This window comes from Pseudomonas sp. P1_A1 (assembly GCF_056406935.1).
The window spans coordinates 69562-90032 of sequence record NZ_JBFTZE010000003.1 but is presented as its reverse complement, the minus strand read 5'-3'; the positions used below and the strand labels follow the sequence as shown (position 1 = coordinate 90032).

18 protein-coding genes are annotated in these 20471 nt (G+C 59.6%); 14 read left to right on the top strand and 4 right to left on the bottom strand.

The window, feature by feature from the left end; translation table 11 throughout:
- The first annotated feature begins 71 nt into the window (after positions 1 to 71).
- Positions 72 to 1925 carry a polyurethane esterase gene (locus tag AC1D2Q_RS05585; protein WP_477812524.1) on the top strand — a complete coding sequence of 618 codons (1854 nt, stop codon included), beginning with the start codon at positions 72 to 74 and terminating at the stop codon, positions 1923 to 1925.
- Between the two features lie 247 nt (positions 1926 to 2172).
- Positions 2173 to 2538: a hypothetical protein gene (locus tag AC1D2Q_RS05580; RefSeq protein WP_477812523.1), complete on the top strand. Its 366-nt coding sequence runs from the start codon at positions 2173 to 2175 to the stop codon at positions 2536 to 2538.
- A 29-nt stretch (positions 2539 to 2567) separates the two neighbouring features.
- Here AC1D2Q_RS05580 and AC1D2Q_RS05575 read toward each other — a convergent pair whose 3' ends face one another.
- The gene (locus AC1D2Q_RS05575) at positions 2568 to 3494 is read right to left on the bottom strand and encodes a 2-hydroxyacid dehydrogenase (protein ID WP_477812522.1); all 927 of its coding nucleotides are present in this window, start codon (positions 3492 to 3494) and stop codon (positions 2568 to 2570) included.
- A gap of 272 nt (positions 3495 to 3766) precedes the next feature.
- On the opposite strand from AC1D2Q_RS05575, the gene gabT reads away from it, so the two are divergent.
- The 6 genes from gabT (at position 3767) to AC1D2Q_RS05545 (ending at position 9395) form a co-directional block, all read left to right on the top strand.
- A complete protein-coding gene (gene gabT, locus AC1D2Q_RS05570; protein WP_477812521.1) occupies positions 3767 to 5059 on the top strand; it encodes a 4-aminobutyrate--2-oxoglutarate transaminase in 1293 nt (430 codons plus the stop codon).
- Between the two features lie 96 nt (positions 5060 to 5155).
- Complete coding sequence (locus AC1D2Q_RS05565) at positions 5156 to 5812, top strand: HAD family hydrolase (RefSeq protein ID WP_477812520.1); 657 nt, start codon at positions 5156 to 5158, stop codon at positions 5810 to 5812.
- A 45-nt stretch (positions 5813 to 5857) separates the two neighbouring features.
- Positions 5858 to 6346: an Lrp/AsnC family transcriptional regulator gene (locus AC1D2Q_RS05560; protein WP_003174918.1), complete on the top strand. Its 489-nt coding sequence runs from the start codon at positions 5858 to 5860 to the stop codon at positions 6344 to 6346.
- A gap of 178 nt (positions 6347 to 6524) precedes the next feature.
- Positions 6525 to 7730: an acetyltransferase domain-containing protein gene (locus tag AC1D2Q_RS05555; protein WP_477812519.1), complete on the top strand. Its 1206-nt coding sequence runs from the start codon at positions 6525 to 6527 to the stop codon at positions 7728 to 7730.
- Between the two features lie 78 nt (positions 7731 to 7808).
- Positions 7809 to 7997: an OprD family porin gene (locus AC1D2Q_RS05550; protein WP_258614387.1), complete on the top strand. Its 189-nt coding sequence runs from the start codon at positions 7809 to 7811 to the stop codon at positions 7995 to 7997.
- Positions 7998 to 8084: 87 nt separating this feature from the next.
- On the top strand, positions 8085 to 9395 hold the full coding sequence (locus AC1D2Q_RS05545; protein ID WP_258614386.1) for a hypothetical protein: 1311 nt from the start codon (positions 8085 to 8087) through the stop codon (positions 9393 to 9395).
- A 104-nt stretch (positions 9396 to 9499) separates the two neighbouring features.
- On the opposite strand, the gene AC1D2Q_RS05540 is transcribed toward AC1D2Q_RS05545, so the two are convergent.
- The 3 genes from AC1D2Q_RS05540 to AC1D2Q_RS05530 form a co-directional block, all read right to left on the bottom strand.
- Positions 9500 to 11014, bottom strand: a complete 1515-nt coding sequence (locus AC1D2Q_RS05540) for an amidohydrolase family protein (RefSeq protein WP_477812518.1) — start codon at positions 11012 to 11014, stop codon at positions 9500 to 9502.
- A 113-nt stretch (positions 11015 to 11127) separates the two neighbouring features.
- Positions 11128 to 11841, bottom strand: coding sequence for a cupin domain-containing protein (locus AC1D2Q_RS05535; protein ID WP_477812517.1), 714 nt, complete (start codon positions 11839 to 11841; stop codon positions 11128 to 11130).
- 69 nt (positions 11842 to 11910) lie between these two features.
- On the bottom strand, positions 11911 to 12768 hold the full coding sequence (locus AC1D2Q_RS05530) for a GNAT family N-acetyltransferase (protein ID WP_477812516.1): 858 nt from the start codon (positions 12766 to 12768) through the stop codon (positions 11911 to 11913).
- Between the two features lie 241 nt (positions 12769 to 13009).
- On the opposite strand from AC1D2Q_RS05530, the gene AC1D2Q_RS05525 reads away from it, so the two are divergent.
- The 6 genes from AC1D2Q_RS05525 (at position 13010) to AC1D2Q_RS05500 (ending at position 20470) form a co-directional block, all read left to right on the top strand.
- Positions 13010 to 14482, top strand: a complete 1473-nt coding sequence (locus AC1D2Q_RS05525) for an aldehyde dehydrogenase family protein (RefSeq protein ID WP_477812515.1) — start codon at positions 13010 to 13012, stop codon at positions 14480 to 14482.
- A gap of 394 nt (positions 14483 to 14876) precedes the next feature.
- Positions 14877 to 15545, top strand: a complete 669-nt coding sequence (locus tag AC1D2Q_RS05520; protein WP_477812514.1) for a haloacid dehalogenase type II — start codon at positions 14877 to 14879, stop codon at positions 15543 to 15545.
- 42 nt (positions 15546 to 15587) lie between these two features.
- Positions 15588 to 16862: an NAD(P)/FAD-dependent oxidoreductase gene (locus tag AC1D2Q_RS05515; RefSeq protein WP_477812513.1), complete on the top strand. Its 1275-nt coding sequence runs from the start codon at positions 15588 to 15590 to the stop codon at positions 16860 to 16862.
- Positions 16863 to 16956: 94 nt separating this feature from the next.
- Positions 16957 to 18594 (top strand): ABC transporter substrate-binding protein, encoded by a 1638-nt coding sequence (locus AC1D2Q_RS05510; protein WP_477812512.1) that lies wholly within the window; start codon positions 16957 to 16959, stop codon positions 18592 to 18594.
- 47 nt (positions 18595 to 18641) lie between these two features.
- A complete protein-coding gene (locus AC1D2Q_RS05505) occupies positions 18642 to 19598 on the top strand; it encodes an ABC transporter permease (protein ID WP_477812511.1) in 957 nt (318 codons plus the stop codon).
- On the top strand, positions 19595 to 20470 hold the full coding sequence (locus tag AC1D2Q_RS05500; RefSeq protein ID WP_018925983.1) for an ABC transporter permease: 876 nt from the start codon (positions 19595 to 19597) through the stop codon (positions 20468 to 20470). The genes AC1D2Q_RS05505 and AC1D2Q_RS05500 overlap by 4 nt, the downstream gene beginning before the upstream one ends.
- Position 20471: the final 1 nt, after the last annotated feature.

Here is a 20471-nt window from a genome sequence, read left to right as displayed (position 1 = left end):
GCGCCTCGTGATCGAGGCGTCCTGGCTGTGAGCTATCTCTGACAATTCCAACAAAGAGAGAGGCAATAGCAATGGGTGTGTATGACTACAAGAACTTCGGCGCAGCAGACTCCAAGGCGTTGTTCAGCGATGCCATGGCGATCACGCTGTATTCCTATCACAACCTCGACAACGGTTTCGCCACCGGTTACCAGCAAAACGGCTTCGGCCTGGGCTTGCCGGCTACCCTGGTGACCGCGCTGATCGGCGGCACCGACTCCCAGGGCGTGATTCCCGGCATTCCCTGGAACCCCGATTCGGAAAAGGCCGCGCTCGACGCCGTGCAAAAGGCCGGCTGGACCCCGATCACGGCCACGCAACTGGGCTATGACGGCAAGACCGACGCTCGCGGAACCTTCTTCGGCGAGAAGGCCGGTTACACCAGCGCGCAAGTGGAGATCCTCGGCAAGTACGACGCCCAGGGTCATCTCACGGAAATCGGCATTGCCTTTCGTGGCACCAGCGGCCCAAGGGAAATCCAGATCGGCGATTCCATCGGTGATGTGATCAACGATTTACTGGCGGCGCTCGGCCCCAAGGATTACGCGAAAAACTACGCGGGCGAAGCCTTCGGCAATTTGCTCGGCAAAGTCGCGGCGTTTGCCCAGGCCAACGGGCTGTCAGGCAGCGATGTGTTGGTCAGCGGTCACAGCCTCGGCGGGTTGGCGGTCAACAGCCTGGCGGATTTGAGCAGCGAAAAATGGTCCGGGTTCTATCGGGATTCCAACTACATCGCCTACGCCTCACCGACCCAAAGCAGCAGCGATAAAGTGCTGAACATCGGTTATGAAAACGACCCGGTGTTCCGCGCCCTCGATGGCTCGTCGGCCAACCTGGCCACGGTAGGCGTGCACGACGCTCCCAAGGATTCGGCGACCGATAACATCGTCAGCTTCAACGACCATTACGCTTCGACGGCGTGGAATATGCTGCCGTATTCCATCCTCAACATCCCCACCTGGATCTCGCACTTGCCCACCGGTTACGGCGACGGCATGACCCGGGTGCTGGAGTCCAAGTTCTACGACCTGACCAGCAAAGACTCGACGATCATCGTCGCCAACCTCTCGGACCCGGCGCGAGCCAACACCTGGGTCCAGGACTTGAACCGCAACGCCGAAACCCACAAAGGCAGCACCTTCATCATCGGCAGCGACGGCAATGACCTGATCCAGGGCGGCAAGGGCAACGACTACATCGAAGGCCGCGACGGTAACGACACCTTCCGCGACAGTGGTGGCTACAACATCCTGTTGGGCGGCAAGGGCAGTAACGTGCTGGACTTGCAGCAGTCGGTGAAGAACTTCGTCTTTGCCAATGACGGTGCCGGCAACCTGTATGTGCGCGACGCCAATGGTGGCATCAGCATCACCCGCGACATCGGCAGCATCGTCACCAAGGAGCCGGGGTTTCTCTGGGGCGTGTTCAAGGACGACGTGACCCACAGCGTCACCGCCAATGGCCTCACCGTCGGCAGCAACCTGACTCAGTACGCTTCAAGCGTGAAGGGCACCAGCGGCGCCGATACCCTCAAGGCCCATGCAACGGGCGACTGGTTGTTTGGCCTGGACGGCAACGACCACTTGATCGGCAGCGCCGGCAACGATGTGTTTGTCGGCGGGGCGGGTAATGACCTGATCGAGTCGGGCGGCGGGCTTGATACTTTCCTGTTCAGCGGCGCGTTTGGCCAGGACCGGGTGGTGGGTTATCAGGCCAACGACAAACTGGTGTTCCTCGGGGTTCAGGGTGTTGCGCCAAACGACGACTTCCGCGCCCATGCCACGGCGGTTGGGCAGGATACGCTGCTGACGTTTGGCAGTGATTCGGTGACCCTGGTGGGTGTCGGGTTGGACAGTTTGTCCGGTAGTGCGATTGTGATCGCCTGAGGGTAGCGGGGCGCCTGTCAGGGCCCTATCGCGAGCAGGCTCGCTCCCACACTGGATCTTCATTATTCACAAAATTCCTGTGGGAGCGAGCTTGCTCGCGATGAACGATAACGCGGTAATTCAATGACTCACCGTACACACCCGGACTCCAATACCTGCACCAACAGGAACTGGCACTAAAGCATCAGCCCTCTCATGCGTTACGCTATAGCTGCATGCCACCATTGAGTACAGGAGATTTAGTAACGTGAGTAACAGCAAGAGGTACATCTTCGGTCTGGCGCTGGCCTTGTTATCGGCAGCCGCCGCCGCAGAACTGCCTCAGAGCTCGATTCTGACCCGTTACGGGGTCACCTCCGATCAACTGCCGGAACCGGCAGCCACCGAAACCGCCAAGCCCATCGAAGAAAAAAGCCGCTTCCAGCTCCAGCCGGAACAGCCTTGGGTGACGTTGCGCCTGGGCGATGGCAAACAACCGGAGAAGACCGGCAACATCAGCATTGACCGTTCGATGCAGCAGGAACGGGAGCGCTGCCAGCGGATGCAGGAACAACTGCTCCGGCGTGGCGGGCAATACATTTCCTGCGATAACAGCATTCCGGGCACCCACTAAACACCGAGCGCCCGTTATGGCATGGGTGCTCAATAACCCTGCGCGCGATCGATCTCGCCGAGCATCGGCTCCCCCCGTTGATGCCGGCGGATGTTCTCCAGCAACACCCCGAACGCGCTCTCCGGCTGAGTCATCGCCGCGATGTGCGGTGTCAGCAGAATCTGCGGATGGTGCCAGAACGGATGATCCGCCGGTGCCGGTTCCTGCTGCAGCACATCAAGCACCGCGCCGCTCAAATGCCCGCTGTCCAGCGCCTCCAACAGATCCTCTTCAATCAAATGCCCGCCACGGCCCATGTTGATCAGCGCCGCGCCCTTGGGCAGTTGTTGAAACAGGCTGCGATCAAGAATGCCCTGGGTCTGTTCGGTCAGCGGCAACACACACAACAGAATGTCGCACTGGCTGAGGAACGCCGGCAGTTGCGCGTCTCCTGCATAGCAATCGACACCCGGAATCTGATGGGCACTGCGCGCCCAGCCGGACAAGGCAAAGCCCAGCGGTTGCAAGGTCGCCAGAATCTGCTGCGCCTGGGCGCCGAGCCCCATGACCCCGACCCGACGCCTGGCCGCCGGTTGCAGCAAGTGCGCCTGCCAGCAGCGGGCCATTTGTTGCTGGCGGTAGCGCAGCATGTCCCGGTGCAGGCTGAGTACGGCAAAAGTCGCGTATTCGCACATGCCACGGGTGATGCCGGGGTCCAGCAGGCGCACCACCGGCAAGCTCGCCGGCAGGCGTCCGAGGTCGAGTTGATCGACGCCGGCGGACAGGGCAAACAGCACTTGCAGATTAGGCAGCACAACGTCGAGATCGTCAGGTGCCTGCCACGCGGCCAGGTATTGAATGTCCTTCGGGTCGCCGATGTCCGGCCAGGCACGCCATTCGATATCCGGGGCGTGTTCGGCAAACAGCGCTTGCCACTGTTTGCCGCGCACAGGGTCAGCTTTATACAGCAGGGCCATGGGCATTTCCTGAAAGGTGAAGGGGCTGCCCATCATCGCGCAATACCAGCGCAGGATCTGTCGAAAGCAGCGGCTTTAACGGGTTGTGTGATCTTGTATCGACCCGGCATCGGCAGATTCGGCGGGCTGAAGGAATCTGCCGTTTGGCGGGGTGAAAACAGTCGATCCGAATTTCTCAGGGGGCAAGTTCGGCGTAGTTCGTTTCGCGCAAGCCTTAACCTGAACACCATCGCAACCACTTCCCGGTTGCCGGACTCACGATGGGAAATGCCATGAATAGCAAAGTCGACGAAACCCCTCATTTGCTCCGTCAGCGCGATCAATTCGTGCCACGTGGCCTGGTTACCGCGCATCCGTTGGTGATCGATCGGGCCCAGGGTTCAGAATTGTGGGACGTGGACGGCAAGCGCTACCTGGACTTTGTCGGCGGTATCGGTGTGCTTAACATCGGTCACAATCACCCGAAGGTGGTCGCGGCGGTGCAGGCGCAGTTGCAGAAAGTCTCCCACGCCTGCTTCCAGGTGGTGGCTTACAAGCCTTATCTCGACCTGGCCCAGCGCCTGTGCGAAATGATCGGCGGGCAGGCGGCGTATAAAGCGGCGTTCTTCACCTCCGGCGCCGAAGCGGTGGAAAACGCGGTGAAGATCGCCCGCGCCCACACCAACCGCTCAGCGGTGATCGCCTTTCGTGGCGGGTTCCATGGCCGGACCTTGCTCGGCACCACGCTGACCGGCATGAGCCAGCCGTATAAACAGAACTTCGGGCCGTTCGCGCCGGAGGTCTTCCACACCCCGTATCCGAATGCCTATCGCGGCGTCACCAGCGACATGGCGCTCAAGGCGCTGGACGAATTGTTGGCCACCCAAGTGGCGCCTGAGCGGGTCGCGGCGATCATCATCGAACCGGTGCAGGGCGATGGCGGTTTCCTTGCGGCACCGGCGGAGTTTCTTCAGGCCCTGCGTGCCCTGACTGAAAAGCACGGCATCGTGCTGATCCTCGATGAGATCCAGACCGGTTTCGGGCGTACCGGCAAATGGTTCGGTTTCCAGCACGCCGGGATTCAGCCGGACCTGGTCACCGTGGCCAAGAGCCTGGCCGGAGGTTTGCCGCTGTCCGGTGTGGTCGGCAAAGCCGAGATCATGGACGCGCCATTGCCCGGCGGCCTCGGCGGCACTTACGGCGGTAACGCACTGTCGTGCGCGGCGGCGCTGGCGGTGATCGAGGCCTACGAGCAAGAGCAGTTGCTGGCCCGTGGCGAAGCGTTGGGCGAGCGTCTGCGTCAGGGACTGTTGCGCTTGCAGGCCCGTTACCCGCGGATCGGCGACGTGCGCGGCAGCGGCTTCATGCTGGCGATCGAGCTGATCAAGGATGACGAGGCGCGCACCCCGGATGCCGACCTCAACCAACGACTGATCGATGAAGCCCGGGCCGGTGGCCTGTTGGTAATCAAGTGCGGCGTGCAACGCAATGTGTTGCGCTTCCTCGCGCCACTGGTGACCAGCGAAGCACAGATCGATGAAGCGTTGCAGATTCTCGACGCGGCACTGGCACGAGTCTTGAACTGAGCTCACGCCAGCTCACGGGCGCTGCCACACGGCATCGCCCGTGAGCATTTATGGAGCATGGATTGATGGAATGCATCATCGGAGGCTTTACACACCATGGGGCTGACTGATTATCGAGCGTTGCTGATCGATTGCGATGAAGTGCTGGTGGATCGCGATTCCGGAGTCTGGGCGGCGTTGCAGCCGCTGCTCGACAGCCGTGGCGGTCACCCGGACAAGGCACAGGTGCTGGCCGAATTCAGCGAGGTGGTGCAGGCGCTGTACCCGCGTTTCGGCGAGTTGGGCTTCAGTGGTTTGCTGTGTTTCGCCCACCGTCAATTGGCCGAGCGCTGGGTGTTGAAAGCCAGTTGGGAGGAGGGCATGAGCTTCGCCCGGTCCGTCGTCGGCTGGTCGTTGTTCGAGGATGCACCCGGCGCCATGCTGTACTTGCGCAAGTTCTATCGCCTGCTGGTGCATGGCGACCGTGACGCCGAAGATCGCGGTCTGCTGTGCGAACGCCTGGGGATCCTGCCCGACGATTTTATTTCCCTGGCCAGCGACCCATTGCAGGATCATGACTGGCTGGCGGCCAATGACCTTGATGCCAACACCATCCTTCAGGTAACCCGACCTGGCGCCCGGCAACCGGGGGCGGGCGCGGTCTGCCTGATCTGTCGCGGCCGGGGCAGACACCCGACGCCGTGCGCGGCGGACTACTGCATCAACAGCATGGCGGATCTGGTGGCTCAGCATCAGCTGTCATTACGGCGCTGATTTTGCTAGAAGATTGTCTTACAAACGGCAGTCAAGAGGTACGCAATGGAAGGTTTAGTAAAACTGGACCGAATCGACATCAGCATCCTGGTTGAGCTGCAAAAGGACGGGCGCATGACCAACGTCAGCCTGGCCGATGCCGTCGGCCTGTCGGCTAGCCCCTGCCTGCAACGGGTCAAGCGGCTGGAGTCGGCCGGCTATATTTCCAGCTACAAGGCTCACCTGAACCTGGCCAAGATCACCGACTCGGTCACGGTGTTCACCGAGATCACCTTGAGCGACCACAAGCGCGAAGACTTCGCCAAGTTCGAGTCCAATATCCGTTTGGTCGATGAAGTGCTCGAATGCCACCTGATCAGCGGTGGCTACGATTACCTGGTGCGCTTCATGACCCGCAGCATCCAGCATTATCAGGAAGTGGTCGAAAGCCTGCTGGACAAGAACATTGGCATCTCCAAGTACTTCAGCTACATCGTCATCAAGTCACCCGTACTGAAGGACGGCGTGCCGCTGCGCAAATTGTTGCGGCACTGAAGGGGCAGGTCGGGGCAGGTCGTTGCACGGCTTCAGCTCAACACTGTCGCTTTATCGAAAGGAAGGTCAGGTACCCTTGCCGAGGGCGCCGTCGCAGCTGCCGGCATCGGAAGTTGCCAGGCTGAAGAAACAGGGCTGAGCCAGCGGTAGTCCACAGACCAAGACATGAGTGACTGATATGACCCTATCCACAAGCGTGGCAGGGCAGGCGGGAAGTGTTTCCCCTGCGCTTGCCACCAGCGTTGCCAAAACCAACACCCGGATGCTCGCCATCGATGCCCTGCGCGGCTTCGTCATGCTGCTGATGCTGATCGACCATGTGCGGGAAACCTTTCTGCTGCACCGCCAGGTCAGCGACCCGATCGATGCGCTGAGCGTGACCCCGGACCTGTTCTTCACCCGCCTGCTGAGCACCCTGTGCGCCCCGGTGTTCATCTTCCTCACCGGGTTGTCGGCCTGGCTCTACAGCCAGAAACACACGGCCAATGAAACGTCGGTGTTCCTGCTCAAGCGCGGGCTGTTCCTGGTGTTTCTGGAACTGACGTTCGTGTGCTTTGCCTGGAACGCCGAGTTCCCGCCCAAGACGCTGTGGCTGCAAGTGATCTGGTGCATCGGCATCTGCATGATCGTGCTCGCCGGGTTGCTGCACTTCAAGCGCGGCTGGCTGATCGTACTCGGGGTAGCGATTGTCGCCGGGCACAACCTGCTCGATGGCGTGACCGTGGGGCCGGAGTCGCCGGTCTTCGTGCCGTGGTCGATCCTGCATCAGCGGGTATTCATCGACATCACCGAGTTCACTCGGGCTCGCACCACGTACCCGGTGTTGCCGTGGATCGGCGTAATCCTGCTGGGTTGGGCCATCGGACCATGGTTCGGCAAGGACATGGAACCGGCCGCGCGGATTTCCCGCTTGCTCAAGGTTGGCGTCGGCCTGCTGCTGGCGTTCGTATTCATTCGATACCTGAACGTTTACGGCGAGAAACCCTGGGTGCAGACCGGTGATTCGCTGCGCACCTTCATGAGCTTCATGAGCGCGAAGAAGTACCCGCCGTCACTGATGTTCCTGATGCCGACCCTCGGCCTGGGGCTGATCCTTCTGGCGCTGTTCGAGAAGGCCCAGGATCGCTGGTCCACCGCGACCCTGGCGGTCTACGGCGGTGCGCCGATGTTCTTCTATTTGCTGCACCTGTATGTGCTGAAGGCCATGTACCTGGTGGCCGTCGCCATCTGGGGCACCAATCAGGGCACCTATTACGGCTTCGATAACCTGCCCATGGTCTGGCTGTGGAGCGCGATTCTCGGGGTGCTGCTGTTCTTCCCGACGCGCTGGTTCGCCAACCTCAAGCAGCGCCGTCGCGACATCGCGATTCTCAAATACCTCTGAGCCGCTCTTCGGTGTCCCCCCATTGGGCGGGACGCCTTACAGACCCGCTACGCACGACCGATTTTCCAGGAGAAAACTGTGAAGACGTTAACCACGCACGCCCTGCTTTTGGCCTTGGGAGGGGAAACCCTGCTCGCTCAGGCATCGGAACAAGACAACGCCAACGGTTTTTTGCAGGACAGCCAATGGAGCCTGCTCAATCGCAGCCTCTATGACCGCCGCGACTATGAACACGGCGCGCTCAGCAACGGTGCGCGCATCGCCTGATGCACCCGGCGCTGCTGCGCTCTATACCTCCGCATGACTGAACATCTTGTATGATTGGTCTTTGGAATAAGCTAGCAGAGGCTTGTAGTGCGAACGGATTTTAAACGACCTAAGGATAAGGCCAAGGATATCTACTGGGCGCTAGACTTTGCTAAAGAGCATTATGGCTGGATCACTGCACTGTGTGCCTTCTTGGCATCTTTTGCCGGAGTTGCAAGCTTAAGTTCATATTCGTTGTACATAGGCCGCCCGGATGTTTTCTTGCGATCGCTGGAGTTCGGTCCCTCTTTGGCCATTCTGTTTGTTGCGTGTTTTCTTTTGTTTGTCGGTCTAGTAGGCAGCATGCTGGTGACTTCTTATGTTTTTTCGTCGACAATCTCCTTCCTAAAGCCAGAGATTGAGCAGGCAAAAACGGTCGTTCGCTGGTTGTTTGGAATGACGGCAGCCGCCATGGCGGTCCTTATATTGGTCGTGCTGGCGGGTACGCTACTTGACTATTCGACTGCCCATTTAGGATGGGCATTTCTTTCATTAATCCCACTGGTCGGCACCGCCTGGAAATTTTTTAAGGTTAACGCCGGCAAGCTAGGTTGTTTACCTCTAGAGGCTGGTACGTCAAGGAAAATCTTGGCGTGTGCATTACTGGTCGCGGCGTTGGAGTTGATTGCTTTTCTGGGTATTTTCCCGGCATCGGTGGTCGCCAAGTCGTTCGTCGGCCCCGATACAATTCTCGGACTATCCCAAGCGCTTATATTCAGTTTTATAACGATGCTGGGGTCATTGTTTCCAGCAGTCGTTTTTCACATGAGCATGGCTGAAAGCAGACTGATTCGCTTTAGGTTAGTGCTGGCCAGTGTATTCGGTTTTATCGGTGTCTTGACGATTACCGCGCCGGCAATGTTTGGCTTCGTTTCTGTGGGCGGCGCTCATACCATCGGTCTGAGCGATCTGGAACAACGGCACTATCTTATTTCAAGTGACAAGTACCCGATCGGAAAATTTGACAAGACACGTTGGAATACGGTGGAGGATCAAGAGAAAAAGTTCATCATTGATGCTATCTCCCTGTACTCATTTGGCTCGGTCGAATTGCTTTGCCCGGCTAACCTTAGACTGGTCAAAGCACCTGAACGGCGCAAGTACACCCAGCGCTGTGTTCGCTTTACGCGAAGCGCCATTACCGTGCTGGATGCCGTTGACGAGGCCGACAGGCTCAACCAGGGACAAAAGGCGTGTCTGGCGTCTATCCCGTTTTACCCGGTGAGCGCCGCTGCATGGCTGAACGCAATCGCCAGCGAGTTTGCCCACCGCACCAGGATCGTCATTCCCTTGCGCCTGAACGATGGGCAAAAGTATCTGCTTAATGTCAGAAAACCTTTGTTTCGACGGTGTAATTAAAGGCAATTGATCTGATTGCTGGTGTGTTTCAGGTGCTGGTCAGATGTCCGGAGCGATTGCTCCGGACATGAGGTTGGCCGAGGTACGGGGGGCTTCGTACGCAATTATGTTCGGCCGAGGAATTCATAACCCGTTTCTGAAAAGAATCGCTCCCTGTAGGGCGCGTACTCAGGCTTGTTGAAAATGCTCAGGAAGACTTCAAGGTACGGTAACGTGTGATCCACCATGGACGGCATGTCCCAGTCTGAGCCATAGGCTATTTTCTTCATCAGGTCATATTGCCCGTTATTCTTTCTTGCTGTTTCCAGGTTAGCTATAAAACAATTAACCCAGTCTTCCCCCAGAAGTAATTCCGTAATGTAAGCAACTTCGCAGTAAACGTTTTTGTATTGGGTGCACAGTTTTGCAATGATCCTTGCAAAATTATCTGGGTCATCCCATTGCTCGGCTGTTTTGGCGGTCCATCCGTAGTATTTCTTTTTCCCTGCTCCGTCATCTCTTTCGGCTTGACCTCCCCCCGCATGCCCAAAGCACAGGCGCAGACCAGGGAATTTTAAAAGTACATTGGCCCAATGTTTCGGGTGGGTATTCAGACCATAATGCTCCTTGGTTTCAAAACCGATGGGGGTGCAGTGGACGAATATTGGCCTGTCGCGTTCTACGCAATATGCAAAAAATTGATCGATTCGGTCGCGTACAGTTAAATCACTATCTTCAAAAGGTAAGTAACCCATGGCCGGGTAGAATTTATATCCTGAGAATGATTTTATGGAGGCGTCTGCAATTTCCTTCCAGTTATCTCGACGAGGATCGAATGCCGAGAACCCAATGATTTTTTTTGGGTATTTTAGCTGTAGCTCCTCCATGTTATTAAGCTGCTTAGGGAAGAACGGATAGTAGACGTCGGCGGGTTGTTTGTAAGCTTTTTCCATGTCCATCATGAAGTGTACGAAAAGCATTTTATCTTTGTATATTCCATAGCTGTCGTTCAGTTTTTCAACCAAAACCTCTTCAGCGTGAAGCATGGTCCATAAAAATTCGATAAAGTCGCCTCCGTCCTCAACATTTTTACAGAGCCTTGAAACTGCACGAAGCGCTTTTTTAACTGCCTTTTCCCATGTGTAGAATTTGATGCCCATGGTACTGGGGGAAAGGTTTATCGGCGCTAATGAATTGTCATGGATGAGTATCAGCGCGTCTGTGCCGAGGCCTTCATCTTCATAGACGATATCATTTAACTGGTCGATGATTTTGGCCAGGTCTGAATCAAGAATTACTTTTGAGCGCCCATCCTCTAGTGAGAAATTTTTGGTGTGCTGCGGTTCGATGGACTCTATAGGAATCGCAGTCAGTTCAAAATCCGCCACGGCCCAAATCAAATCGACAAACGGTTCATTACTTTTAATAGTCAATGGGTTGATGTCGACATCTTTGGCAAGAAGGCTGCTTTCTGATCCCGTCAAACGCCATAACAGTTCAGCAGTTACGTCCGCTAATTTGCTTTTATTTTTTCCCATCTTGTCGGCAATGACCCGCCCCAAAGGCATATAGCGCGCATTGAACAGATGGGTGTGCAAATCTAATATTTTCGCCGGAATCGCATTATTCTCTTCACTCATGGTTCGGCTCCTTATTTGTTTAAATAAGGTTGCCGAGACTATGAATGTGAGTTCTCTGCCACCTTAACGTCTTCTGACGTATTCGCAGCTTAGTCAACATTTAAAAGATTAGGTTATTTAACTGCGTAAACCTTGCGCACATACCGCGCACTGTTCCAGGCACAAGGTGCCCCTTGCGGCACGAACACGGTGTCACCGGGGGTGACCGTTACGCTGGTTCCATCCGGCGCCTGCAAAGTCACGCTGCCTTCGAGCAGGTGCATCAGCTCGTTGAGTTTGTGCGCTCGGCCATGGCGGGTGTAAGGCGTCGAATCCCACACGCCGACGCGCAGATCAGTGGCGTCATCTTCGAAGGCATTGCGCGAGCGACACTGCGGCGTAGGTCCGATCAGTATTTGCGGTTCCGGTGCCGCCGAAGGGGACAGCATCGCCAGCGGGTCGAGCGCTATCAGCCCCGGTTTCTTTTCGGCGCTGGGGCTGGTGACGGCGCAGAAGGCCCAGCACGTATCGGGTTGTGCCTGAAGCCTGAGCGCTGTGCCGCGACCGATCACCGCGCTGGCACCGATGCCCAGTTCCAGCACCTGTTCTCCAGATTGCAGTACGACGTGCCCCGCATGGATCACGATCACTTCGGTGTGCGGGAAGTCATCGACATTGAGGGTTTGGCTCGTGTGAACGATGCCCGCCGAGACGCCGTCGGGCCCGGTGTAGGCAACCTGACGACCGTCCATGAACGGATCGATGGAACTCAAGGGCGCTGCTTTGAAGGACGTAGAAACGCGGCTGCCGTCGGCGCGAGCCAACAGCAGAACGGTAGGTTGAGACATACGGGTGACGCTCCCTGCAAATGGGGGATAGAAGGTGTTGGAGGGCGCTTGTTTCATCGCGCGCCGGGATCAGCCGATGGCTTGGGTGACGAGGGCAAATTGGCGGACGCCGTTGGCCGCTTGCGGCGGTGTGCCCCGTGCCATTTGCGCCACGGTGTCGACCTGTTTGAGACCGGCCAGCTCCAGCCACTCGCTCAAACCACTGTCCGCTGGAATGTCGATTCGCACGAAAGCGTCCGGCACCTGGGCCAGCAGCACGGCGATCAAGTGTTTGGCCTGTTCAAGATTTTCGGCGATGACCGGGCCGAGGCAACGACCGCGACCGAACGGGCGCAGCAGGGCGAAGGCACGCAATTGACCGTCGCGCTCGATGCCCACCGAATGCTCGGCCACCGCAAACAGATCCGTGAGCACCGATTGCCGGTCCAGCCCGCTGCCGGCGTTGGCCAATGTCAGTTGACGAGCCTGATCGGCCACATGCAGCGGACGACATTCCTCACCGTCCGCCAGTGGTTCAAGCGCGGGCGCCTGGGCCAGGCCTTGATGCTGCTGAATCCGTCCGAACTCGACAAACCCCTGGCTGGCGTAAAGCGGCGCACCGGCGAGGGTGGCATTGAGCATCGGCGTGCGCGACTGGCAGGCCTCCAGTGCGTGCTCCATCAATCGACGACCGATGCCCTTGCCCTGATAGTCGTCACTGACAATCACCAGGCCGATGGTGGCGAAGTCGCCTTGCCGGCAGGCGAATGCGGTGCCGACTAAACGCTGACCATCGAGCACCACGAACCCTTCGCTGACCCGCTGCAGCATCGCCCAGTCTTCCAGGCGATGAGGCCACTTCAACTCAACAGACAAGGCGTGGGCCGAAGGCAGGTCGGCGGCGGTCATCGCCCGATAGGTATAGGCGGAAGGGTGCGAGGCGGACATGGCGAGTCTCCGTTTTACAGTGTGCGCGATCAACCGGTTTTCCGGCGCGAGGATGCCTGTATCCCATCTGCGTGAAGGCCTGACAAGGGGGGCGGAAAGATTCGGCAGATTCCTCACATCAAAGGCCCATAGACCACACTTACTACTTAATTGCCCCATAAGGTCGGCAGCAAATGCTTGGGCTTTTTTTCTACGATGGAGGCCTGAGTAAACGCCTCGCCGTCCCTTTTTGGAGTGCTCCATGGATAGCTTCGATCCTCGCCTTATCGCTGTGCGCAGCGCTCACTTTATTGCCGGCAAATACCGCGACGCCCAACCGGGGCTGGAAGTGGTTCGCCCTTCAGACGGTCAGGCCTATGCCCAGTTGCCGATCGCCGATGCCGATCTGGTGGATGAGGCGGTCAACGATGCCTGGCAGGCGTTTAACCGCAGCGATTGGGCCAGTCGTCCGCCCCGGGAACGGGCGCGGGTCATGCGTCGCTGGGCCGATCTGATCGAAGCCGATGTCGCCGTGCTGGCGCCGTTGGAAGCAGTGGGTTCGACCCGTCCGCATAAAGATGTGATCGCCTGGGACATTCCTTATGTCGCCGAGGGCATTCGCTTCTTTGCCGAGCTGGCGGACAAACACGGCGGCCATGTTGCCGCGACCCAGACCGATCGCCTGGGCATGCAGATCGCCGAACCCTACGGCGTGATTGCTGCCATCGCGCCGTGGAATTTCCCCTTGAGCATGGCGTCGTGGAAAGTCGCGCCGGCGCTGGCTGCCGGCAATGCCGTGGTGCTCAAACCGTCGGAGCTGACGCCGTTTTCCAGCCTGCGCTTTGCCGAACTGGCGCTGCAGGCGGGCATTCCTGCCGGGATTTTCAACGTGGTTCAGGGCGATGGCCGGGTCACTGGCGACGCCTTGTGCCGTCATCCACGGGTGGGCAAGGTAACCTTTACCGGCTCCACGGCGACCGGCTCGAGCATCATGTCCACTTGTGCATTGGTGGGGCCGAAACCGGTAACGCTGGAGCTGGGCGGCAAGAGCCCGCAACTGGTGTTCGCCGACGTGCCGGACATCGCGAAAACCGCGCGCACCGTGGCGCTGGCCATCACCGGCAATGCCGGGCAGGTGTGCGTGTCTGGTTCGCGGTTGTTGATCGAGCGCTCGATCATGGAACCGTTCGTTGCGCACTTGCAGGCGTATTTCGAGGAATTGCGCCCGGGGCCGACCTGGTCGTCCGAGAGCACGCTGTCGCCGATTATTTCCCGGTTGCAGGCCAGCCGTATCGACGGCATCGTCCAGCGTTCGCGCCAGGCCGGGGCCGAAGTGCTGACTGGCGGTGGTTTGTTCGAAGGGCTGGGCGGTGCCTATTACCAGCCGACCTTGCTGGCCGGCCTGGACAATCAGAACCCGGCGATCTGTGAAGAAATCTTCGGCCCGGTGCTGACGGTGCAGGCGTTCGATGACGAAGAGCAGGCGTTGAACCTGGCCGCACACGCCACCTACGGCCTGGCGGCGGGCGTGCACACCGCCGACATCAACCGCGCCCTGCGACTGGTCCGGCGCCTGGAGGCGGGCACGGTGTGGGTCAACCGCTACGGACGCAGCAACGACTACATTCTGCCGACCGGCGGCTACAAGCGCTCCGGCATCGGCAAGGACCTGGGCCGCGAAGCCTTCGAAGCCAACTTGCGCTTCAAGAGCGTGCTGATCGATATCGCTGGCTAATGTCCGACCCCTCGCCACAGGTGATCCGTTAACCGCAGATCGTCGACAGGTTTCAAACCGCACCCAAACGGGCGCTTCCTCACCGAAGCGCCCGTTTTGCGTTCAGCCCGGCGCAGGTTCTGCCGTGAATGGGGGCGTTCGTCAGCCTCGCATAGTCATGAAGGTCCATAAGAGCGCATAAATACGGGGTTTGCCCAAGGCTGGAGCGAGCCGCAAAGTCTGCTGAGGGGGCAGGCTAAAACGGTGGTTTGTATCAAGCAGAGGTCGCTTTTAACGCCATCTGCTGATTTCACGGTGTTGTAATGACGGTGTGCTGCAGCGTTGCATCGCCGCTCCCGAAACGCAGCGAATACCTGTCGCGCCATGACCTCAACGAACTTCAGGACCGCACTCAATGAGCTTTCTACGCCCCAAATTCATTACGTTCGACTGCTACGGTACGCTGACCAATTTCCACATGGGCACGATGACTCGCGAACTGTTCGCCGACCGCGTGGCGCCCGAGCAGATGGATCAGTTCGTCAAGGACTTCTCGGCCTATCGCCTGGACCAGGTCATGGGTGACTGGAGGCCGTATGACGAAATCCTCAAGACCTCCCTGGCGCGAGTCTGCAAGCGTTGGGGCATCGAGTACCGTGGCGAAGGTCAGCTGTATTACGACGCCGTGCCGACCTGGGGCCCGCACCCGGACGTACCGGCCGGCCTGTCGAAAATTGCCGACAAAATCCCCCTGGTGATTTTCTCCAACGCCAGCGACAGCCAGATCATGTCCAACGTCGACAAGCTCGGCGCACCGTTTCACAAAGTCTTCACCGCCGAACAGGCCCAGGCCTACAAGCCGCGTCTGGCCGCGTTCGAGTACATGCTCGACAACCTCAACTGTGGCCCGGAAGACATCTTGCATGTGTCTTCCAGTTTCCGTTACGACCTGATGCCGGCCCACGACATGAAGATCAAGAACAAGGCCTTCGTCGCCCGCGGTCACGAGGTTCCGGGCAATGCGTTCTACGGCTACCAGCAGATCACCGACATCGGTGGGTTGGCGGCGTTGGTCGGTCTCTGAGTCGAACGGTAACGGCGCTCTTCACGGAATAAGGGGTTGGATATGGGCAGTGAATCCTACTGGCTCGACACCGCACCGGCGTTTACCGGTGCTCAGCTCGGTGCTTTGCCCGGGCAGGTCGACGTGGCCATCGTCGGTGGCGGTTTCACCGGCCTGGCGGCGGCTCGCGCGCTGGCCCTCAAGGGCGCCAGTGTGGTGGTGCTGGAAGCCGGGAGGGTGATCGGCGAAGCCTCCGGGCGCAACGGCGGCCAATGCAACACCGGCGTTGCCCAGGACTACGCCGGGCTGAGCGCCAGCCTCGGTGCCGACAAGGCGCGGGCTTATTACCAAGCGTATGAAAGCGCGGTGCAGAGCGTTGTGTCGCTGGTGGAGCAGGAGCAGATCGCCTGCGACCTCAAGCGCAACGGCAAGCTCAAACTGGCGGCCAAACCGTTGCACTACGAAGGCCTGGCGCGCACCTGCGAATTGATTCGCAAGGAGGTCGATGCCGAGGTCGAGTTGCTGAACGCCGAACAGACCCGCGCCGAAGTGAATTCGGCCCAGTTCCATGGCGGCTTGTTGCAGCGCAACGGCGTGCAGATGCACGTCGGACGCTTCGGCGTCGGTTTGGCCGAGGCCGCTGCTCGTCATGGCGCGCTGATCTATCAAGGTACGTCGGTGACAGACTGGAAGGCCCAGGCCGGCGGTTATCGGGTCAACACCGCCAAGGGTTCTTTGCACGCCGGGCAAGTATTGCTGGCGACCGGCGCTTGTCAGCACGGTGGCCTGGGTTGGTATCGGCGGCGGATCGTGCCGGTCGGCAGTTTCGTGATCGCTACTGAGGTGCTGCCGCAGTGGCTGATCGATCAACTGCTGCCCGGTCGGCGTGCCTATGTCACCAGCCGCATGATCGGTAACTACTTTCGCCTGACCCCGGACAACCGCTTGCTGTTCGGCGGCCGTGCGCGGTTTGCGATGTCCGACAGCGTGAACGACGCCAAGAGCGGCAAGGTGCTGCAAGCGGCGATGGTGCAGATGTTCCCGCAGTTGGCCAAGGTGAAAATCGATTACTGCTGGGGCGGGCTGGTGGACATGACCTCCGACCGTTTGCCTCGCGCCGGTCAGCATGGCGGGGTTTATCACTCCATGGGCTACAGCGGCCATGGGGTGCAGATGTCGGTGCACATGGGCCAGGTGATGGCCGAGGTGATGGCCGGCAAAGTCGAGGCCAATCCCTGGCGCGAACTCGACTGGCCGGCAATTCCCGGGCATTTCGGCAAGCCGTGGTTCTTGCCGTTCGTTGGCGCTTACTACCGCCTCCAGGACTATTTGCATTGAGTTGATGTTGTGGCGTCACCGTCGTTTGCGTTTCCAGGACGCTCCGGTTAACCGCGAGCACTCGAGCCTCATTTTTTCGACAGGTACAACTGATATGACTGACAACAAGATCGACTCGAAACTGATTTCCGGCCAGGACAGCCTGCGGGTATTCGAAGGCCTCAATCGTGGCATGTCACGCCGTCACGCCTTGCAGATGCTCGGCGTGGCGGGTGTTGCCGCAGCGGGTGCCGGTAGCCTGTTCGGCGCCGCCGGCAAACTGTTCGCCGAAGAAGCGGCGACCCCGGGCAAAGGCAAACCGGGCGGGCGGATTCGCGTCGCCGGCATGTCCAGCTCCACCGCCGACACCCTGGACCCGGCCAAGGGCGCGTTGTCTACCGACTACGTGCGCCACTTCATGTTCTATAACGGCCTGACCCGTTTCGACAGCCATCTGGTGCCGCAACTGGAACTGGCCGAGCGCATCGATAACACCGACGCGACGCTGTGGATCATCACCCTGCGCAAGGATGTGACCTTCCACAATGGCAAGACCCTGAGCGCCGCCGACGTGGTGTTCTCGCTGTCGCGCCACAAGGACCCGCTGACCGGTTCCAAGGTCATGCCGCTGATGGCGCAGTTCGAAGAGGTCAAGGCCACCGGCACCCACGAAGTGCAGATCCGCCTCAGCGCGCCGAACGCCGAGCTGCCGTCGATCCTCGCCGTGTCGCACTTGCTGATCGTTCCCGAGGGCACCACCGACTTCAACCAGGGCATCGGCACCGGGCCGTTCACGGTCAAGGAATTCAAACCGGGGGTGCGCTCGATTGCCGCGCGCAACACCGGCTACTGGAAACCGGGCCTGCCGTACCTCGACGAGATCGAATTCATCGCGATTGCCGACGAGCCGTCACGGGTCAACGCGCTGCTGTCGGGCGACGTGCACATGATCAACGAGGTCAACCCGCGCTCGACCACACGGATCAAGGCCAGTGCCAAACACCGGGTCGTCGATGCGCCGTCGGGCAACTACACCGACTTGATCATCCGTCAGGACCAAATGCCGGGTAAAAGCGCTGAATTCACTCAGGCGATGAAGTACCTGCTGGACCGTGAACAGGTCAAATCCGCGGTGTTCCGTGGCTTTGCCGTGGTCGGTAACGACCATCCGATTTCCCCGGGTTCGCGCTACTACAACGCCGACCTGCCACAGCGGGTCTACGACCCGGAAAAAGCCAAATTCCTGCTCAAGAAAGCCGGCATGGAAAGCATCAGCATGCCGCTGGTGGCATCGCCTGCCGCGACCGGTTCGGTGGACATCGCCGTGCTGTTGCAACAATCGGCGAAACAGGCGGGGCTCAAACTCGACGTCAACCGCCTGCCCAGCGATGGCTACTGGTCCAACCACTGGATGAAGCACCCACTGAGCTTCGGCAACATCAACCCACGGCCGAACGCCGACGTGATGTTCTCGCAGTTCTTCCAGTCCAGCGCGCCCTGGAACGAATCGGGCTGGAAGAACGATCAGTTCGACCAGTTGTTGATGCTCGCCCGTGGTGAAACCGACGACGCCAAACGCAGCAAGATGTACGCCGACATGCAGGCCCTGGTGCATGAACACAGCGGCATCGGCGTGCCGGTGTTCATCAGCAACATCGACGGTGTCGACCAGCGTATCAAGGGCTACGGCAGCAACCCCCTCGGCGGCTTCATGGGCTACATGTTCGCCGAGCAGGTCTGGCTCGATGCCTGATCGGCCGCACACGGGTGTCAGCGGGGCTATTGCATGAGGGTAGGGCGATGAATAGCAACACACTGTGGTTGATCGGCCGGCGCCTGGGCGCGGCGATCGTGACTTTGTTGATCGTGTCCATGGTCGTGTTTGCGATCACGGCGGTATTGCCGGGGGACGCGGCGCAACAGGCACTCGGGCAATTCGCCACGCCGGAACAGGTGGCGGCCTTGCGCCTGAAACTGGGGCTGGATCAACCCGGTGTGGTGCGTTACCTGCATTGGTTGATGAACCTGCTGAGCGGCGACATGGGGCAATCGGTGTCCAATGCCTTGCCGGTCAGCGAGCTGATGGCCGGGCGGGTGCCCAACACACTGATGCTGGCGGCCGTCACGGCGCTGGTGTCGGTGCCGGTGGCGCTGATCATCGGCATCGGCTCGGCCATGGGCCGGGGCGGGCGCATCGACAGCTTCCTCAGCTTCATCACCCTGGCCCTGGTTGCCGTGCCGGAGTTTCTGGTGGCGACCCTGGCGGTGCTGATTTTTGCGGTGAACCTGGGCTGGCTGTCGGCGTTGTCCTATGCCAGCGACATCACCTCACCGCTGCAATTTCTGCGTACCTACGCCTTGCCGGTGATGACGTTGTGCTGCGTGATCGTCGCGCAGATGGCGCGCATGACCCGGGCGGCGGTGATCGATCAACTCGACAGCGCCTATGTGGAAATGGCCCGGCTCAAGGGCGTGAGCCCGGTGCGGATTGTCCTGCGCCATGCCTTGCCCAACGCCATCGGGCCGATTGCCAATGCCATCGCCCTGAGCCTGTCGTACCTGCTGGGCGGGGTGGTGATCGTCGAGACGATCTTCAACTACCCCGGTATTGCCAGCCTGATGGTCGATGCGGTGACCAACCGCGACATGGCGCTGGTTCAGGCCTGCACCATGCTGTTTTGTACGGCGTACCTGGGGTTGGTGCTGATTGCCGACCTGTGCGCGATTCTTTCCAATCCGAGGCTGAGAAACCAATGAACGATCTCATGGCGAAATCAGCGCCTGCCGGACCGGAGCTGGCATTGGGCAAGGTCGCCCATGGGCCGTCGTGGCTCGGCCTGGTCGGGGCGGCGATGTGTGTGATCTGGCTGCTGGTGGCCATCTTCGGCCCTTGGCTGGCGCCGCACCCGGTGGGTGAAGTGGTCTCCGACAATGTGTTCGACAGCCTCAGCGCCGCTTACCCGTTGGGCACCGACTACCTGGGCCGCGACATGCTCAGCCGCATTCTCGTCGGCGCGCGGTTCACCGTGGGGCTGGCGCTGATTTCAGCGGTGTTGGCCAGCACGCTGGGGACCGGATGTGCGCTGCTGTCGGTGGTGTCGCCGAAATGGCTGGACGAAGTGATCAGCCGTTTGATGGATGCCTTTATATCCATCCCGAGCAAGATGCTGGCGTTGATCATGGTCTCGGCGTTCGGCTCTTCGGTGCTGTTGCTGATCTGCACCGCAGTCTTGAGTTTCACCCCAGGCGCGTTCCGCATCGCCCGCAGCATGGCGGTGAACATCGAAGCGTTGGAATACGTGCAAGTGGCCCGCACCCGTGGCGAGCGCCGGTTGTACATCGCCTGCGTGGAAATCCTGCCGAACATGCTCAACCCGGTGCTGACCGATCTGGGGCTGCGCTTCGGCTTCATCGTGCTGCTGCTCAGTGGCATGAGCTTCCTTGGTCTCGGCGTGCAGCCACCGGACGCCGACCTGGGCTCCCTGGTGCGCGAGAACATCGGCGGCCTCAATCAGGGCGCGCCAGCCATCGTGATTCCGGCGCTGGCCATCGGCACCCTGACCATTGGCGTGAATCTGTTCATCGACCGACTGTCGTCACGGCGTAGTCGACGTACGGGAGGTCATTGAA

What these genes read in the sequence shown, in the direction of transcription:
- AC1D2Q_RS05585 (WP_477812524.1), top strand. Translation starts at nt 72, where the DNA reads ATGGGTGTGTATGACTACAAGAACTTCGGCGCAGCAGACTCCAAGGCG.
- AC1D2Q_RS05575 (WP_477812522.1), bottom strand. Translation starts at nt 3,494, where the DNA reads ATGGCCCTGCTGTATAAAGCTGACCCTGTGCGCGGCAAACAGTGGCAA.
- gabT (WP_477812521.1), top strand. Translation starts at nt 3,767, where the DNA reads ATGAATAGCAAAGTCGACGAAACCCCTCATTTGCTCCGTCAGCGCGAT.
- AC1D2Q_RS05565 (WP_477812520.1), top strand. Translation starts at nt 5,156, where the DNA reads ATGGGGCTGACTGATTATCGAGCGTTGCTGATCGATTGCGATGAAGTG.
- AC1D2Q_RS05560 (WP_003174918.1), top strand. Translation starts at nt 5,858, where the DNA reads ATGGAAGGTTTAGTAAAACTGGACCGAATCGACATCAGCATCCTGGTT.
- AC1D2Q_RS05555 (WP_477812519.1), top strand. Translation starts at nt 6,525, where the DNA reads ATGACCCTATCCACAAGCGTGGCAGGGCAGGCGGGAAGTGTTTCCCCT.
- AC1D2Q_RS05540 (WP_477812518.1), bottom strand. Translation starts at nt 11,014, where the DNA reads ATGAGTGAAGAGAATAATGCGATTCCGGCGAAAATATTAGATTTGCAC.
- AC1D2Q_RS05535 (WP_477812517.1), bottom strand. Translation starts at nt 11,841, where the DNA reads ATGTCTCAACCTACCGTTCTGCTGTTGGCTCGCGCCGACGGCAGCCGC.
- AC1D2Q_RS05530 (WP_477812516.1), bottom strand. Translation starts at nt 12,768, where the DNA reads ATGTCCGCCTCGCACCCTTCCGCCTATACCTATCGGGCGATGACCGCC.
- AC1D2Q_RS05525 (WP_477812515.1), top strand. Translation starts at nt 13,010, where the DNA reads ATGGATAGCTTCGATCCTCGCCTTATCGCTGTGCGCAGCGCTCACTTT.
- AC1D2Q_RS05520 (WP_477812514.1), top strand. Translation starts at nt 14,877, where the DNA reads ATGAGCTTTCTACGCCCCAAATTCATTACGTTCGACTGCTACGGTACG.
- AC1D2Q_RS05515 (WP_477812513.1), top strand. Translation starts at nt 15,588, where the DNA reads ATGGGCAGTGAATCCTACTGGCTCGACACCGCACCGGCGTTTACCGGT.
- AC1D2Q_RS05510 (WP_477812512.1), top strand. Translation starts at nt 16,957, where the DNA reads ATGACTGACAACAAGATCGACTCGAAACTGATTTCCGGCCAGGACAGC.
- AC1D2Q_RS05505 (WP_477812511.1), top strand. Translation starts at nt 18,642, where the DNA reads ATGAATAGCAACACACTGTGGTTGATCGGCCGGCGCCTGGGCGCGGCG.
- AC1D2Q_RS05500 (WP_018925983.1), top strand. Translation starts at nt 19,595, where the DNA reads ATGAACGATCTCATGGCGAAATCAGCGCCTGCCGGACCGGAGCTGGCA.